The sequence below is a fragment of the Streptomyces sp. NPDC001443 genome, from assembly GCF_053597355.1.
In genome coordinates this window covers 126,746-141,189 of sequence record NZ_JBSFIA010000015.1, presented here as the reverse complement: position 1 = coordinate 141,189, position 14,444 = coordinate 126,746, and the positions used below count along the sequence as shown (strand labels likewise).

Below are 14,444 nucleotides of genomic sequence, written 5' to 3'. Positions count from 1 at the left end.
TCGAGAGGACCACTGCCACTTCGGAGGGGCCCGAACATGAACGTGCGTGTGCGCCGCGTCTACGAAACGCCGCAGCCCGAGGACGGTGTGCGGGTCCTGGTCGACCGGCTGTGGCCGCGCGGCCTGTCGAAGGAGGACGCGCGGGTGGACGAGTGGCCCAAGGGCCTGACCCCGTCCACCGAGTTGCGCCGCTGGTACCACGCGGGCGAGGCGTCGTACGAGGAGTTCGCGCGCCGTTACGAGGCGGAGCTCGCCGCGCCGGAGGCGGCGGAGCTCGTCGACGTGCTGCGCGAGTCGGCCGAGGAGGGGCCCGTCACCCTGCTGACCGCCTCGAAGTCCCCGCAGGAGAGTCACGCGGCCGTCCTGGCCCACCTGCTGCACAACTGAGGGACGGGCCGCGATCACCGTGGCCGCCGTGACTGCCGCGACCGTCACGGCGGTCACGGCGGTCACGGCAGTCATCGATGTCGCGGCGGTCACGATGGTCGCGACAGTCGCCGATGTCGCGGCGGTCACGGTGGTCTCGGCAGTCGCCGATGTCGGGGCGGTCACGGTGGTCGCGACAGCGGCGACCACCGGGGACGGTCAGCCCGTCTGCTTCGCCGCCGCGCGCCCGGCCGCCCGCCCGGAGAAGAGACAGCCGCCGAGGAACGTGCCCTCCAGGGCGTTGTAGCCGTGCACGCCGCCGCCGCCGAATCCGGCGACCTCGCCGGCCGCGTACAGACCGTCGATCGCGGTGCCGTCGGCACCCAGGGCACGGGAGTCCAGGTCGGTCTGGATGCCGCCGAGCGTCTTGCGGGTGAGGACGTGCAGCTTGACGCCGATCAGCGGGCCGGCCGCCGGGTCGAGGATCCGGTGCGGGGTCGCGACGCGGCCGAGCCGGTCGCCGATGTAGCGGCGGGCGTTGCGGATGCCCTGGATCTGCGAGTCCTTGCTGTAGGGGTTGGCCATCTGGAGGTCGCGGGCCTCGATCTGACGGCGCATCTCGGCCGCGTCGAGCAGCGGCTTGTCGGTGAGGCCGTTCATCTTCTCGACGAGCTGCTCAAGGGTGTCGGCCATCACGAAGTCGGCGCCGTGCCGCAGGAAGTCCGTCACCGGGGCGGGCGCGCCCTTGCCGAGCAGCCGGTCGCGCAGCACCGCCTTGCGGTCCTTGGCGGTGATGTCGGGGTTCTGCTCGGAGCCCGACAGCGCGAACTCCTTCTCGATGATCTTCCTGGTGAGGACGAACCACGAGTGGTCGTGGCCCGCGATGTCCTCGGTGGTGCGCAGGTGCTTGAGGGTGCCGAGGGTGTCGTAGCCGGGCAGACACGGGTCGGGCAGCCGGCGGCCGAGGGCGTCGAACCACAGAGAGGACGGGCCGGGCAGGATGCGGATGCCGTGGCCGGGCCAGATCGGGTTCCAGTTCTGGATGCCCTCGGTGTAGTGCCACATGCGGTCGCGGTTGACCAGTCTGACGCCGGCCGCGGCGCTGATGTCGAGCATGCGCCCGTCGACGTACTCCGGTACGCCGGTGACCATGTGGGCCGGGGGCGTGCCCAGCCGCTCGGGCCAGTGGCGCCGGACGATGTCGTGGTCGGCGCCGATGCCGCCGCTGGTGACGACGACGGCCTGCGCGGTGAGCTCGAACTCGCCGACCGCCTCGCGGTTGGAGGCCACACCGCGGGGCGAGTCGTCGTCGGCCAGGACGGTGCCCCGCACCCCGCGCGCGGCGCCGTCCTCGACGACGAGTTCGTCGACCCGGTGGCGGTGGTGGAAGGTGAGCAGTCCGTCGCGCCGGGCCTGACGGGCGTAGTCGACGAACGGCTCGACGACACCGGTGCCGGTGCCCCAGGCGATGTGGAAGCGGGGGACGGAGTTGCCGTGCCCGTCGGCGCGCAGGTCGCCGCGCTCCGCCCAGCCGACGGTGGGCAGCAGCTTGATGCCGTGGCCCTCCAGCCACGAGCGCTTCTCCCCCGCCGCGAACTCGACGTAGGCGCGGGCCCAGCGCACCGCCCAGGAGTCCTCGTCCTCGGCGCGGTCGAACTGCGCGCTGCCCTGCCAGTCGGTCCAGGCGAGGTCGAAGGAGTCCTTGATGCCCAGGCGGCGCTGTTCCGGGGAGTCGACGAGGAACAGTCCGCCGAAGGACCAGAACGCCTGGCCGCCGAGGTTGGCGGCGTTCTCCTGGTCGACCAGGGCGACGCGTCTGCCCCGGCTGGTGAGTTCGTGCGCCGCGACCAGGCCGGCGAGGCCCGCTCCGACGACGATGACGTCCGCGTCCATGGCGACCGTTTCCTTCCTCATCCGCCGCGCTGTGCGGCGGGCTTGTCGCTGCCGTCGGTGAGCAGCGCGGTGAGCAGTTGCTTGAGCCAGGCGCGGGCGTGCTCGACGTCCTTGTCCAGCAGCAGTTGGGTGGTGACGCCGTCGTACGCGGCGACCACGGCGTGGGCGGCGCCGTCGGCGTCGCCGAGCACGGCGGGCAGTTCGGTGTGCCCCCGGGCGCGGGAGAGCCGGTCGGCGACGGCCCGCCGCAGCCGGGCCCGGTGCTCCAGGAGGGTCCGGGCCACGACCGCGTCGCGCGCGGCGTGCACCAGGAAGTCCGTCTTCACCAGGAGCCAGTCCAGGTCGAGCAGGAGCACCTCGGTGACGCGGTCCACCGCGGCGGGTACGTCGAGGTCGGGCCCGTCGAGGGCGAGTGCCCCGGCGACCTGGTCGGCGATGAGGTCGGCGCGTTCGCGGTAGAGGGCGAAGAACAGCTCGTCCAGGCTGTCGAAGTTCGAGTAGAAGGCGCCTCTGCTGTAACCGGCGGCTTCGCAGACCTCCTCGATGGAGACGCGCCCGTACCCCTTGGCGGCGAACACCGAGAAGGCGGCGGAGAGCAGGTTGGCGCGGGTGCGGACCCGGCGCTTGGTGACCCGCCCCGCCGGCTGTCGTGCCGCTTCCGTCATGCCCCACCTCCGTTCGATACGCGAATGTATCCGATACATCAGTGCATCGAAAGAGGTGTGCGGCGAGGTGATGCGGCGGGCGCGGGGGCCGACGCGCTCTTCGAACGGCCGGCGGCCGAGGTCCCGTGGCGCGCCGAGCGACGGAAGACGTACGACCAGGTCGTGGACGTGCCCCGGCTGCTCGCGTTCTACGGCGCCGACGGCCCGCTGCCCCACCCGGTGCTCGCCGAGGCACGCGAACTGCTCTCGGCGCGCTACGCGGACGAGCTGGGCGAGCCGTTCGTCACGTCCGGCCTGTGCTACTACCGCGACGGCCGGGACGGCGTCGCCTGGCACGGCGACCGGATCGGCCGGGGCGCGCGAGAGGACACGATGGTGGCGATCCTCTCCGTGGGCGCGCCCCGCGACCTGCTGCTGCGGCCGCTGCACGGACCCGGCGACACCGTGCGGCGTCCGCTGGGCCACGGCGACCTGATCGTGATGGGCGGCTCCTGCCAGCGCACCTGGGAGCACTGCGTACCCAAGACCTCGCGCGCCGCGGGACCGCGCATCAGCATCCAGTTCCGGCCGCACGGGGTGCGGTGACGGAGGTCCACCGATCGCACCGCCGGGCGCGGCGGGCGTGACGGGCCCGGCGGGCTCGGCGGGCCCAGGGGGCTCAGCGGTGGTCCGGCTCCCCGCCGTCGGCCTGCTCGGGGATCAGCAACGCGTAATGGCGCACCGCGGTGAACACCGAGGGCTCGGGCAGGTCCAGTGCCGCCATCGCGGCCGAGGCGGCCTCGTGGCGTTCTCCGTTGACCCGGATCTCGCACTCCATCGAGCCGGGCCGCCCGCCGTAGAAGACCTTGACCCCGTTGAAGAACGGGGACTCCAGGTCCGCGGCGAACGTGTCCGCGAGGCGGTGCAGCACATTCGCCTCCAGCAGGGCGGTCTGGATGCGCCGGTTCTCGGAGGTGTCGAGTCCGACGCCGACCACGCCGGAGACGATCGCGTGCATACCGGGGACACCGCGCTCGTCCTCGGGACCCGCGTGCTCCGCGAAGCGCTGTCGCGGGTCCAGGAGTTCGAGCAGGCACGCGCCGGCCGTCTGCACCCAGGAGTCTGCCGCGTGCCGGACGTTGCCTGACATGGCGACGACACAGTCCACGAAGCACGGCACGTCCGGCTGGAGACTCACGTCCGGCAGCGCGACGAGGTCGTAGTGCCGGCCGCCCCCGTGGTGGGGCGGCGCCACCGCGACCGCCCAGCCGTGCGGACTGAGCAGCGACTGGCCCTTGAGTTCGGCGCCTTGCGTCACACCGGGCGCGTACTCCTCCAGGCTCTCCTTGACGAGGGCGAGGAATTCGAGGTCCGGCAGGCGTTCCGCGGACGGCTCGGGCTTGCGCGCGCGGCGGCGTATCCAAGGCATACGAGGGATCTTACGGAGCCGCCCCGCCCGGAGAGCCGACTTGGTGATCTGCTTTGCTGTGCGGGTCAGGCACCGACCACACCACACGGGGCGATCATGCGGGCGGATGTGCAGCAAGTCGCGGACGGCACCTACCTGGTGCACGGCAGCAACACCAACTGGGTGATCCTCACCGAGGGGGACGCCGCGACCCTGATCGACACCGGCTATCCGGGAGACCGGCAGCAGCTCCTGGAGTCCCTGGCCGCGGTGGGGAGTTCGCCGGAGGCCGTCGCCGCCGTGCTGATCACCCACGCCCACAACGACCACCTGGGCTCCGCCGAGTACCTGCGCAGCACCTACGGCACGCCGGTCTACCTGCACGAGGACGAAGTGCCGCACGCGCGCCGGGACTTCCTCCAGCAGGTGAGCGTCGGACAGGTGCTCAGCAACGTGTGGCGGCCCGGTGTGCTGCCGTGGCTGGTGCACGTGCTGCGCGTCGGCGGCACCGAACAGCACCCCGTGACGGCGCCCGCGCCGTTCACCGGCACCGGCGCGCTGGACCTGCCCGGCCGGCCCGTGCCCGTGCACACCCCCGGACACACGGTCGGACACGCGGTGTTCCATCTGCCCGAGGTCGGCGCGGTCGTCTCCGGCGACGCCCTGGTCAGCGGCCACGCCACCGCGCGGACCGAGGGCCCGCAGCTGCTGCCCGACATGTTCCACCACGAGCGGGCCCGGGCCGTCGCCTCCCTGTCCGTCATCGAGGCCCTCTCCGCCGACCTGCTGCTCCCCGGACACGGACCCGTGCACCGGGGTTCGGTCGAGGCGGCGGCCCGGCTGGCCCGGGAGCGGGCGGCCTAGCCGACCGTCGGGGGCTTCGGTACAGCCGACCGTCCGGCAGGCGGGCGGTCCGGCGGCCGGTTCCGCGGGCCGCCTAAGCTCGGGCCATGGCTTTGCAGATCAGTGCCACCAACCCGGAGCACCCCGCACTCCTGCTCGAACTCCCTTGGGACACGGCCCTGGAGGAGTGGCCCGAGAAGTACCTGGTCCCGCTGCCCCGGGGCATCTCCCGGCACGTGGTGCGCTACGCGCGGGCCGGCGACGAGGTGATCGCCGTCAAGGAACTCGCCGAGCGGCCCGCGCTGCGCGAGTACGAACTGCTGCGCGACCTGGACCGGCTGGGCATCCCCGCGGTGGACCCGCTGGCCGTGGTCACCGGCCGCCTCGACGCCGACGGCGCCCCGCTGGAACCGGCGCTGGTGACCCGGCACCTCGGCGGCTCGATGCCGTACCGCTCGATGTTCGAGACGACCATGCGCCCGGCGACCATGCACCGGCTGATGGACGCCCTCGCGGTGCTGCTGGTGCGGCTGCACCTGGCCGGGTTCGCCTGGGGCGACTGCTCGCTGTCCAACACGCTCTTCCGGCGCGACGCGGGTGCCTACGCGGCGTACCTGGTGGACGCGGAGACCGGTGATCTGCACGCTCGGCTGAGCCCCGGACAGCGCGAGTACGACCTCGACCTCGCCCGGGTCAACATCAGCGGCGAACTGCTCGACCTGGAGGCGGCCGGGGCGCTGCACCCGGCCGTCGACCCGATCGGCTTCGGCCAGGAGATCTGCGCCCGCTACGACGGGCTGTGGCAGGAGCTGACCCGCACCTCCGTCTACCCGGCGGGCAAGCACCACTACATGGAGCGCCGCATACGCCGGCTGAACGACCTGGGGTTCGACGTCGCCGAGATGCAGATCGAGCACTCCTCCAACGGCGACTCGGTCACCTTCGTGCCCAAGGTCGTCGACGCCGGTCACCACCAGCGTCAGCTGCTGCGCCTGACCGGCCTGGACACCGAGGAGAACCAGGCCAGACGGCTGCTCAACGACCTGGAGAGCTGGATGGCGACCCAGGACGACTACGCGCCGGGCGACCCGCTCGCGGCCCGCCCGGAGGTGCTGGCGCACCGCTGGGTGCGGGACGTGTTCCGGCCCACCGTGCGGGCCGTGCCGCTCGAACTGCGCGGTGCGATGGACCCCGCCGAGATCTACCACGAGCTGCTCGAACACCGCTGGTACCTGTCGGAGCGGGCCCAGCACGACATCGGCCTGGACCGGGTCGTGGCGGACTACGTCGCGAACATCCTCCCCAAGGCGCGCGACACCCTGGAGCCGACGGAGCCCGAGTGAGGCCGGCACCGACGGAGCCCGGGCGACCCGGGCGCCCGAGCCGCTCCGGCCGCCGAGCGGCCTCGACCCGAGCGGCCTCGACCCGGGCGCCTCGCGCCGGGTGACTCGCGCCGGGTGACTCGCGCCGGGTGACTCAGAGCTCCGAACAAAAGTGGGGTCCGATCAGCGGGCGGTGTCCGGCGCCTTGCGAGCGCGCGTGCCGGGCGCCGCCCGCCGGGCCCCACTTTTGTTCGGAGCTCTCAGCCGTGCGGGACGACGGCGACCGGGCAGGGCGCGTGGTGCAGCACCCCGTGGGCGACGGAGCCGATCCGGGCCCCCACGGCCGTGCGGCGGGCCCGGCGTCCCACCACCGCGAGCTGCGCCCGCCCGGTCACCGACAGCAGGACCTGGCCCGCGCTGCCCATCTCCACGTGCTCGACCACCGGCACGTCCGGGAAGCGGGCCCGCCAGGGTGCGAGGGCCTCGCCGAGCGCCTTCGTCTCGTACGGCTCCAGGCCCCCGGCGTCGTCGAGGAGCCGCAGCGAACCCGGGCTGTAGGCGAACGCGGGCGGCAGCGTCCAGGCCCGTACCGCGCGCACGGTGGCACCGCGGGCGGCGGCCGTCTCGAAGGCGAAGCGCAGCACGTCGGCGCTGTCGTCCGGGCCGCCCTCCTGCCCGACGACGATCTCGCGGCCGCCGGCCTCGGCGGCGGCCTGGTCCCCGGCCCGTACGAGGACCACGGGCCGGTCCGCCTCGGCGATCACCTGCTGTCCGACGGAGCCCAGCAGGAAGCCCACGACGGCGCCGTGCCCGCGCGAGCCCAGCGCCAGCAGTTCGGCGTCGGCCGCTGCGGCGACGAGCGACTCGGCCGCGTCGCCCTCCAGGACGTCGGTGGACACCTCCAGGTCCGGGTGGTGCTCGGCGAGGGTGCGGACGGCGCCGTCCACCGCGTCCCGCACCCAGCGCTCCTGCGTGTCGCGCTCGGCCACGTCCGGCGCCGCGTCCTGCCGGAACCGCCAGGCGTGCACCACCCGCAGCGCCAGCCGTCTGCGCACGGCCTCCCGCGCCGCCCAGGCGAGCGCGGCCAGGCTCTCGTCCGTTCCGTCGACGCCTGCCGTGATGGGGCGCGTCATGCGCGTCGCCTCCCTGTGTCGCGTGCCGTCCGTGGAAACCCCAGTCTTCCCCACGGCCCTCCCGGCACGCCCGCCCCTCATGACCTCGAGCGGTCCCGGCTGCCTCGTACCTGAGCGAAGCGGGGCGATCGAACATACGATGGCGGGAGTCGGCTCGGCGGCGACGCAGGCGCCGTGCCGCACATCCGACCACTCGGGGTGGGAGACGCATGGCACAGGCCGCCGAGGCAGCGCGGACCGTCATCTTGACCGTGGACGACGACCCGGGGGTCTCCCGTGCCGTCGCCCGGGACCTGCGACGGCGCTACGGCGAGTCGTACCGGATCGTGCGCGCGGAGTCGGGGGAGTCCGCGCTGGACGCGCTGCGCGAGCTGAAGCTGCGCGGCGACCTCGTGGCGGTGATCCTGGCCGACTACCGCATGCCGCAGATGAACGGCATCGAGTTCCTGGAACAGGCGCTGGACGTGTATCCGGGGGCGCGCCGGGTGCTGCTGACCGCGTACGCGGACACCGACGCGGCGATCGACGCTATCAACGTCGTCGACCTCGACCACTATCTGCTCAAACCGTGGGACCCGCCGGAGGAGAAGCTCTACCCGGTCCTGGACGACCTGCTGGTCGCCTGGCGGGCCAGCGACTTCCGGGCGGTGGCGATCACGAAGGTCGTCGGGCACCGCTGGTCGGCGCGTTCGTCGGACGTACGGGAGTTCCTGGCCCGCAACCAGGTGCCCTACCGCTGGTACTCCGCCGACGAGCCGGAGGGCAGACGGCTGCTGGACGCGGCCGGGCAGGACGGACAGCGGCTGCCGCTGGTCGTCACCCCGGACGGCACCCCGCTGGTCGAGCCGGAGGCGCCGGAGCTGGCCGCCCGGGTGGGGCTGGCCACCACCCCGACCGCCGACTTCTACGACCTCGTCGTCATCGGCGGCGGCCCGGCCGGACTCGGCGCGGCCGTGTACGGGGCGTCCGAGGGACTGCGGACCGTGCTGGTGGAGCGCTCGGCCACGGGCGGGCAGGCCGGGCAGAGCTCCCGGATCGAGAACTACCTGGGCTTCCCGGACGGGGTGTCGGGCGCGCAGCTCACCGACCGGGCCCGGCGGCAGGCGGCCAAGTTCGGCGCCGAGATCCTCACCGCGCGCGAGGTCACGGGTCTGGAGGTCAACGGCGCGGCACGGATCGTACGGTTCTCGGACGGCTCGGCGATCGCCGCGCACAGCGTGATCCTGGCGACGGGGGTCTCCTACCGGCAGTTGCCGGCACCCGGCGTCACGGACCTCACCGGCTGCGGGGTGTTCTACGGGTCGGCGCTGACCGAGGCCGCCTCCTGCCAGGGGCACGACGTGTACATCGTGGGCGGCGCCAACTCCGCCGGGCAGGCCGCGATGTACCTGTCCCGGGGCGCCAAGTCGGTGACGCTGCTGGTGCGCGGGACGTCGCTGGAGGCGTCGATGTCGTACTACCTGATCCAGCAGATCGAGGAGGCGGCCAACATCTCCGTGCGCACCGGCACGGTCGTGGAGTGCGCGCACGGCTCCGAGCACCTGGAGCAGCTGACCCTGCGCGACACGGCGAGCGGGCAGAGCGAACTCGTCGACGCGCAGTGGATGTTCGTGTTCATCGGCGCGGCCCCGCTGACCGACTGGCTGGGCGGCACGGTGCTGCGCGACGAGCGCGGCTTCATCCTGGCCGGACCCGACCTGACGCCCGACGGACGGCCGCCCGCGGGCTGGGAGCTGGACCGGCCGCCGTACCACCTGGAGACCAGTGTCCCCGGCGTGTTCGTGGCGGGCGACGCCCGCGCCGAGTCCGCGAAACGCGTCGCGTCCGCCGTCGGAGAGGGAGCCATGGCCGTGATGCTCGTCCACCGGTATCTGGAGCAGTCGTGAGCGGGCAGCGGGTGGAATGCCGGCCGCAGGAGATCGGTTCGCTGTTCCTGTTCGAGAAGCTCACCCCGGAGCAGCTCGGCAGGCTGTGCCACGAGGGGCGGGTGGAGCAGTACGAACCGGGGCCGGTGTACACCGAGGGCGAGCCCGCCACCTGCTTCTATGTGATGGTCGAGGGCACGGTCGTGCTGTCCCGCCGGGTCGGCGGCGACGATGTCGAGGTCGGCCGGACCTCGCAGCGCGGCGTGTACGCGGGGGCGATGCAGGCCTATATCGGCGACCGGGTGCGGCAGGTCTACACGAACTCGATGCGGGTCACGGAGCCGACGCGGTTCTTCGTGATGCCCGCGGACACGTTCGCGGGGATCATGCAGGAGTGGTTCCCCATGGCGGTCCATCTGCTGGAGGGGCTGTTCTTCGGTTCGAAGAACACCCAGCGGGCCATCGGCCAGCGCGAACGGCTGCTGGCGCTGGGCTCGTTGTCCGCCGGGCTCACGCACGAGCTCAACAACCCGGCCGCGGCGGCCGTGCGGGCTACGGCGACGCTGCGCGAGCGGGTGGCGAAGATGCGGCACAAGCTGAGTGTGATCTCGGCGGGCCCGTATCCGCGCGAGGCCCTCGCCGGCCTCATCGAGATCCAGGAGCGGACGGCCGAACTGGTCGCCAAGGCACCCACGTTGAGCCCGCTGGAGGCCTCGGACCGGGAGGACGCCGTCACCGACTGGCTCGACGACCACGGCATCCCGGACGGCTGGCGGCTCGCGCCCACCTTCGTCCAGGCGGGTCTGCACGTCGAGTGGCTGGACCAGGTCGCCGCGGCGGTGGACGAGGAGATCCTGCCCGGGGCGGTGGGATGGCTCAACTACACGGTCGAGACCGAGCTGTTGATGGACGAGATCGAGGACTCCACCACCCGCGTCTCGAACCTGGTCAACGCCGCCAAGCAGTACTCCCAGCTCGACCGCGCCCCCTTCCAGGTCGCCGACGTGCACGAACTCCTGGACAGCACGCTGCTGATGCTCTCCGGGAAGATCGGCGGGAAGATCAAGGTCGTGAAGGAGTACGACCGTTCGCTGCCCCGCGTCCCGTCCTACCCGGCGGAGCTCAACCAGGTATGGACCAACCTCATCGACAACGCGGTCTCCGCCATCGCCGACGCGGGCGGGGAGGGGACGCTGACGGTGAGCACCGCGCGGGAGAACGACCAGCTGGTGGTGGTGTTCCGGGACACGGGCGGCGGGATCCCGCCGGAGATCCGCGGCCGGATCTTCGACCCGTTCTTCACCACCAAGCCGGTGGGCCAGGGCACCGGGCTCGGCCTGGACATCTCCTGGCGGATCGTCGTCAACAAGCACCACGGCAGCATCGAGGTCGAGTCCGTGCCGGGTGACACCCGGTTCCGGATCCTGCTGCCGCTCACCGGGGCGGATCCCGACACCACTTCCGAGGAGGCGCTGTGAGCAACGTCGACGGCATCGAACCGGGCGTCCCGCCGAGCGGTGCGGGCTGCGTCGAGTGCGACACGACCGGCGGCTGGTGGTTCCACCTGCGGCGCTGCGCGCAGTGCGGGCACGTCGGCTGCTGCGACTCCTCCCCCGCCCAGCACGCCACCGCCCACTTCAAGGCGTCCGGGCATCCGCTGGTGCGCAGTTTCGAACCGGGCGAGGACTGGTTCTGGAACTACGAGACGAACGAGCTGTACGAGTCGGGCCCGGACCTCGCGCCGCCCGAACACCACCCGCTGGACCAGCCGGCCCCGGGACCGGCCGGACGCGTACCGGCGAACTGGTCGCAGTCGCTGCACTGAGCCGCCGTACCGCGGCCGGGGCACGGCCCACCGTCCCGGCCGCGCGGGCGAGTCCGCCGCTTTTGCCGCGGCCCCGGCGCCGTCGGTGATCCGTGCCAGGATGGGGGCGTGCCGCAACCCGTCTTCACCACCCCTCTCGTCGGCCGGGAGGCGGAACTCTCCCGCCTCGCCGGTGTGCTGGAGCGCGCACGCGCCGGCGAGGCCCGTGCCGTGCTCCTCGCCGGGGACGCCGGGGTCGGCAAGACCCGGGTCCTGGACGAGGTCGCCGCGCGGGCGGCCGAGTCCGGTACGACCGTGTTCACCGGCCACTGCGTCGATCTGGGGGACGTGGGGCTGCCGTATCTGCCGTTCACCGAGATCCTGGCGGCGGTAGCCGCCGACGAGCGGTTCGCGCCGGTCCTGGCCGCGCATCACGCGGTGGACCGGCTGCTCGGCGCGGGGCCGGACGCCGCCGGGGACGCGGGCGGACGGCTGCGGCTGTTCGAGGCGGTCGCGGCACTGCTGGCCGACCTGGCGACGACCGCGCCCCTGCTGCTGGTCCTGGAGGATCTGCACTGGGCCGACCAGTCCTCCCGGGACCTGCTGCGCTTCCTGCTCAGCCGCGGTGTCCTCGCCCGCCCGGCGGGCGGCGCGCCCGCCGGACGGCTCACCGTGTTCGGCTCGTACCGCGCCGACGACCTGCACCGCCGCCACCCGCTGCGTCCCCTGCTGGCCGAACTGGTGCGGCTGCCCGCCGTCGAGCGCCTGGAGCTGCGGCCGCTGACGGACGGGGAGGTCGCCCGGCTGGTGCGCGCCCGGCAGGACCGTCCGCTGCCGGACGCGACGGTCCGCGGCATCGTGGAGCGGGCCGAGGGCAACGCCTTCTACGCGGAGGAGCTGCTCGCCGCCACCGACGCGCGGGTGGGCGGGGTGCCCAGCGGCCTGGCCGACCTGCTGCTCATCCGGGTCGAGCAACTCTCCGAGACCGCGCAGTCGATGCTGCGGACGGCCGCCGTCGCCGGACGCCGGGTCGAGCACGACCTGCTGAGCCAGGCGGTCGGGCTGCCCGAGGACGAGTTGGAGTCGGCACTGCGCGAGGCCGTCGGCCATCAGCTCCTGGTGACCGACAGCCGCAACACCTACGCCTTCCGGCACGCGCTGGCCCGCGAGGCGGTCTACGCCGATCTGCTGCCCGGTGAACGGGCGCGGCTGCACGGGGCGTTCGCACGTCTGCTGGCCGGGCGGGGACAACCGGCCGAGACGGCCGCGGAGCGCGCCCACCACTACCGCGAGAGCCACGACCTGGCCGAGGCGCTCGCCGCGTCGCTGGAGGCCGCCGGGCACGCCCAGCGGGTCGGAGCGCCCGCGGAGGAGCTGCGGCACCTGGAGACGGCCCTGGACCTCTGGCCGGCGGTGGACGCGGCGGCGCTGCCCACGGGCGAGGGGACGGACCGGATCTCGCTCATGCTGCGCGCCTCGGTGGCGGCGGCGCACGCGGGCGAGGGCCATCGCGCGGTCGCGCTCACCCGGGCCGCGCTGGCCGGCGTCGGAGAGGACGCGGACTCCGAACTCGCCGCCCGGGTCCGCTACACCCTCGCCGGGAACCTGCTGGGCGTCGACCACGGCGCGGCCTTCGCGCACAGCGGCGAGGCGCTCGCGCTCATACCGGCCGACCCTCCGTCGCCGACCTGGGTGTGGGCGGCGGCCACGCACGTCCTGGCGGCCCGTCAGCTCGGCGACGACGAGACGGCGTTGCGCGTCGCCCGGCAGGCGCTGCCGGTGGCGCGGGAGTTGCGGGTGACGGACGCGCAGGCCGACCTGCTGATCTCGCTGGCGGGGCTGGAGGGCGGCACCCGGCGCACCCCGCAGGGCCGTGAGGGGTTGAAGGCGGCCCGTGAACTGGCGCGCCGTTCGGGCAACACGACGGTCGAGATGCGGGCGCTGTTCCATCTGGCCATCGGCTGCTTCGAGTCGGGCGAGCTCCAGGAGTGTCTGCCCTGGCTGGCGGAGGGGCTGGACCGGGCCCGTCGCGCGGGGCTGCAGTCCGCGCCGTATCCGCTGGAGATGCGCTATCTCCAGCTGCTGGCGATGTACACCCTGGGGCAGTGGGACGCGTGCCTGGAAGCGGCGGCGGCCGCCGCCGAGGCGCTGCCCCCGTCGGGCAGGTTCACGCTGGGACCCGCGTGGTACGTCGGTGTCGCGCGCGGCGACCGGGCGGCCGCCGACCGGGCCCGGGAGCTGCTGAGGCAGCCCTTCGACTGGCTCGCCACGCTCGTCGCGGGCATCGTGCTGACGGACGACGCCGCGCTGCGCGGGGACCCGCAGGACGCCGTGGAGCGGGCGCGGACCACGGTCTCGGCGCTGTCCGAGGGGGGACGGCTGCCGGATGCCGCGGTCCGGCTGGTGGCGCTCGCGCTGTCCGCGGTCGCCGACCGGGCCGCCGAACTGCGCCGGTCGGGTCGCACGGGCCAGCCCGGGCAGTCGGGCCGGGAAGGTGAGCCGGCCCGCTGGACGGACACCGCGACGCAACTGGTCGAACTGGCCCGGGAGACGGCCTCGTTCGGCAGGTCCGGTGGACCGCAGGGCCCGGAGGGGCAGGCGTGGCTGGCCCGCGCGGAGGCGGAGTGGACCCGGGCCGTGTCCGGACCGGATCCGGTGGTCTGGGAGAAGACGGTGGCCGCGTTCGACTACGGGGACGTGTACGAGCAGGCCCGCTGCCGGCTGCGGTTCGCCGAGGCGCTGCTCGTCGCCGACCGCCGGGAGGAGGCCGCCGAGCAGGCGCGGGCGGTGCGCGAGAGCGCCGACCTGCTCGGCGCCGTGCCGCTGCGGGAGCAGGTGGACGCCCTGGTGCGGCGCGGGCGGCTGGCGGACACCGGGCCGTCCGACGACCGCCTGTCGCCGCTGACCGCCCGTGAGCAGGACGTGCTGCGGCTGCTCGCGCTGGGCCGCAGCAACCGCCTGATCGGCGAGGAGCTGTTCATCACCGGCAAGACGGCCAGCGTGCATGTCTCCAACATCCTGGCCAAGCTGGGTGCCGCGAGCCGTACGGAGGCGGTGGCGATCGCCTACCGGGAGGGGCTGATCGTCCGCGAGCCGAGCGCGTCGGGCTGACCCGGGCGCCGGCCGAGGCGGTACGGAACCGAGCGGAAGAGCCGGGTGCCCCGCC

Annotated in this window: 12 protein-coding genes; 8 read left to right on the top strand and 4 right to left on the bottom strand. The window is 73.6% G+C overall.

Translation table 11 applies throughout. The annotated features are described in order from the left end of the window. Positions 1-36: 36 nt before the first annotated feature. Positions 37-387: a DUF488 domain-containing protein gene (locus ACWC24_RS18120; protein ID WP_450663809.1), complete on the top strand. Its 351-nt coding sequence runs from the start codon at positions 37-39 to the stop codon at positions 385-387. A 198-nt stretch (positions 388-585) separates the two neighbouring features. Here ACWC24_RS18120 and ACWC24_RS18115 read toward each other — a convergent pair whose 3' ends face one another. Beyond that, positions 586-2,259, bottom strand: a complete 1,674-nt coding sequence (locus ACWC24_RS18115; protein WP_450663839.1) for an FAD-binding dehydrogenase — start codon at positions 2,257-2,259, stop codon at positions 586-588. 17 nt (positions 2,260-2,276) lie between these two features. Then, entirely contained in the window at positions 2,277-2,924 is a 648-nt protein-coding gene (locus tag ACWC24_RS18110; RefSeq protein ID WP_450663808.1) for a TetR/AcrR family transcriptional regulator, read from the bottom strand. A gap of 24 nt (positions 2,925-2,948) precedes the next feature. Here ACWC24_RS18110 and ACWC24_RS18105 point away from each other — a divergent pair, with 24 nt between their 5' ends. Next, the gene (locus tag ACWC24_RS18105; RefSeq protein WP_450663807.1) at positions 2,949-3,509 is read left to right on the top strand and encodes an alpha-ketoglutarate-dependent dioxygenase AlkB; all 561 of its coding nucleotides are present in this window, start codon (positions 2,949-2,951) and stop codon (positions 3,507-3,509) included. A gap of 73 nt (positions 3,510-3,582) precedes the next feature. On the opposite strand, the gene ACWC24_RS18100 is transcribed toward ACWC24_RS18105, so the two are convergent. After that, on the bottom strand, positions 3,583-4,332 hold the full coding sequence (locus ACWC24_RS18100) for a DUF6348 family protein (protein WP_450663806.1): 750 nt from the start codon (positions 4,330-4,332) through the stop codon (positions 3,583-3,585). 96 nt (positions 4,333-4,428) lie between these two features. Here ACWC24_RS18100 and ACWC24_RS18095 point away from each other — a divergent pair, with 96 nt between their 5' ends. Together ACWC24_RS18095 and ACWC24_RS18090 are read left to right on the top strand one after the other, a co-directional pair. Further along, positions 4,429-5,175: an MBL fold metallo-hydrolase gene (locus ACWC24_RS18095; protein WP_450663805.1), complete on the top strand. Its 747-nt coding sequence runs from the start codon at positions 4,429-4,431 to the stop codon at positions 5,173-5,175. Between the two features lie 86 nt (positions 5,176-5,261). Next, positions 5,262-6,497: a DUF4032 domain-containing protein gene (locus ACWC24_RS18090; RefSeq protein WP_450663804.1), complete on the top strand. Its 1,236-nt coding sequence runs from the start codon at positions 5,262-5,264 to the stop codon at positions 6,495-6,497. A 239-nt stretch (positions 6,498-6,736) separates the two neighbouring features. Here ACWC24_RS18090 and ACWC24_RS18085 read toward each other — a convergent pair whose 3' ends face one another. Further along, positions 6,737-7,609 carry a universal stress protein gene (locus ACWC24_RS18085; protein ID WP_450663803.1) on the bottom strand — a complete coding sequence of 291 codons (873 nt, stop codon included), beginning with the start codon at positions 7,607-7,609 and terminating at the stop codon, positions 6,737-6,739. A 209-nt stretch (positions 7,610-7,818) separates the two neighbouring features. Here ACWC24_RS18085 and ACWC24_RS18080 point away from each other — a divergent pair, with 209 nt between their 5' ends. The 4 genes from ACWC24_RS18080 to ACWC24_RS18065 all read left to right on the top strand — a co-directional run bounded on the left by ACWC24_RS18080 (position 7,819) and on the right by ACWC24_RS18065 (position 14,389). Then, complete coding sequence (locus ACWC24_RS18080; RefSeq protein WP_450663802.1) at positions 7,819-9,495, top strand: FAD-dependent oxidoreductase; 1,677 nt, start codon at positions 7,819-7,821, stop codon at positions 9,493-9,495. After that, positions 9,492-10,952: an ATP-binding protein gene (locus tag ACWC24_RS18075; protein WP_450663801.1), complete on the top strand. Its 1,461-nt coding sequence runs from the start codon at positions 9,492-9,494 to the stop codon at positions 10,950-10,952. The genes ACWC24_RS18080 and ACWC24_RS18075 overlap by 4 nt, the downstream gene beginning before the upstream one ends. Continuing rightward, positions 10,949-11,299, top strand: coding sequence for a UBP-type zinc finger domain-containing protein (locus ACWC24_RS18070; RefSeq protein ID WP_450663800.1), 351 nt, complete (start codon positions 10,949-10,951; stop codon positions 11,297-11,299). The genes ACWC24_RS18075 and ACWC24_RS18070 overlap by 4 nt, the downstream gene beginning before the upstream one ends. Positions 11,300-11,407: 108 nt before the next feature. Then, a complete protein-coding gene (locus ACWC24_RS18065) occupies positions 11,408-14,389 on the top strand; it encodes a helix-turn-helix transcriptional regulator (RefSeq protein WP_450663799.1) in 2,982 nt (993 codons plus the stop codon). Positions 14,390-14,444: the final 55 nt, after the last annotated feature.

Bases quoted from the DNA above. Each gene is read 5' to 3' on its own strand.
- ACWC24_RS18120 (WP_450663809.1), top strand. From the start codon at position 37: ATGAACGTGCGTGTGCGCCGCGTCTACGAAACGCCGCAGCCCGAGGAC.
- ACWC24_RS18115 (WP_450663839.1), bottom strand. From the start codon at position 2,259: ATGGACGCGGACGTCATCGTCGTCGGAGCGGGCCTCGCCGGCCTGGTC.
- ACWC24_RS18110 (WP_450663808.1), bottom strand. From the start codon at position 2,924: ATGACGGAAGCGGCACGACAGCCGGCGGGGCGGGTCACCAAGCGCCGG.
- ACWC24_RS18105 (WP_450663807.1), top strand. From the start codon at position 2,949: ATGTATCCGATACATCAGTGCATCGAAAGAGGTGTGCGGCGAGGTGAT.
- ACWC24_RS18100 (WP_450663806.1), bottom strand. From the start codon at position 4,332: ATGCCTTGGATACGCCGCCGCGCGCGCAAGCCCGAGCCGTCCGCGGAA.
- ACWC24_RS18095 (WP_450663805.1), top strand. From the start codon at position 4,429: ATGCGGGCGGATGTGCAGCAAGTCGCGGACGGCACCTACCTGGTGCAC.
- ACWC24_RS18090 (WP_450663804.1), top strand. From the start codon at position 5,262: ATGGCTTTGCAGATCAGTGCCACCAACCCGGAGCACCCCGCACTCCTG.
- ACWC24_RS18085 (WP_450663803.1), bottom strand. From the start codon at position 7,609: ATGACGCGCCCCATCACGGCAGGCGTCGACGGAACGGACGAGAGCCTG.
- ACWC24_RS18080 (WP_450663802.1), top strand. From the start codon at position 7,819: ATGGCACAGGCCGCCGAGGCAGCGCGGACCGTCATCTTGACCGTGGAC.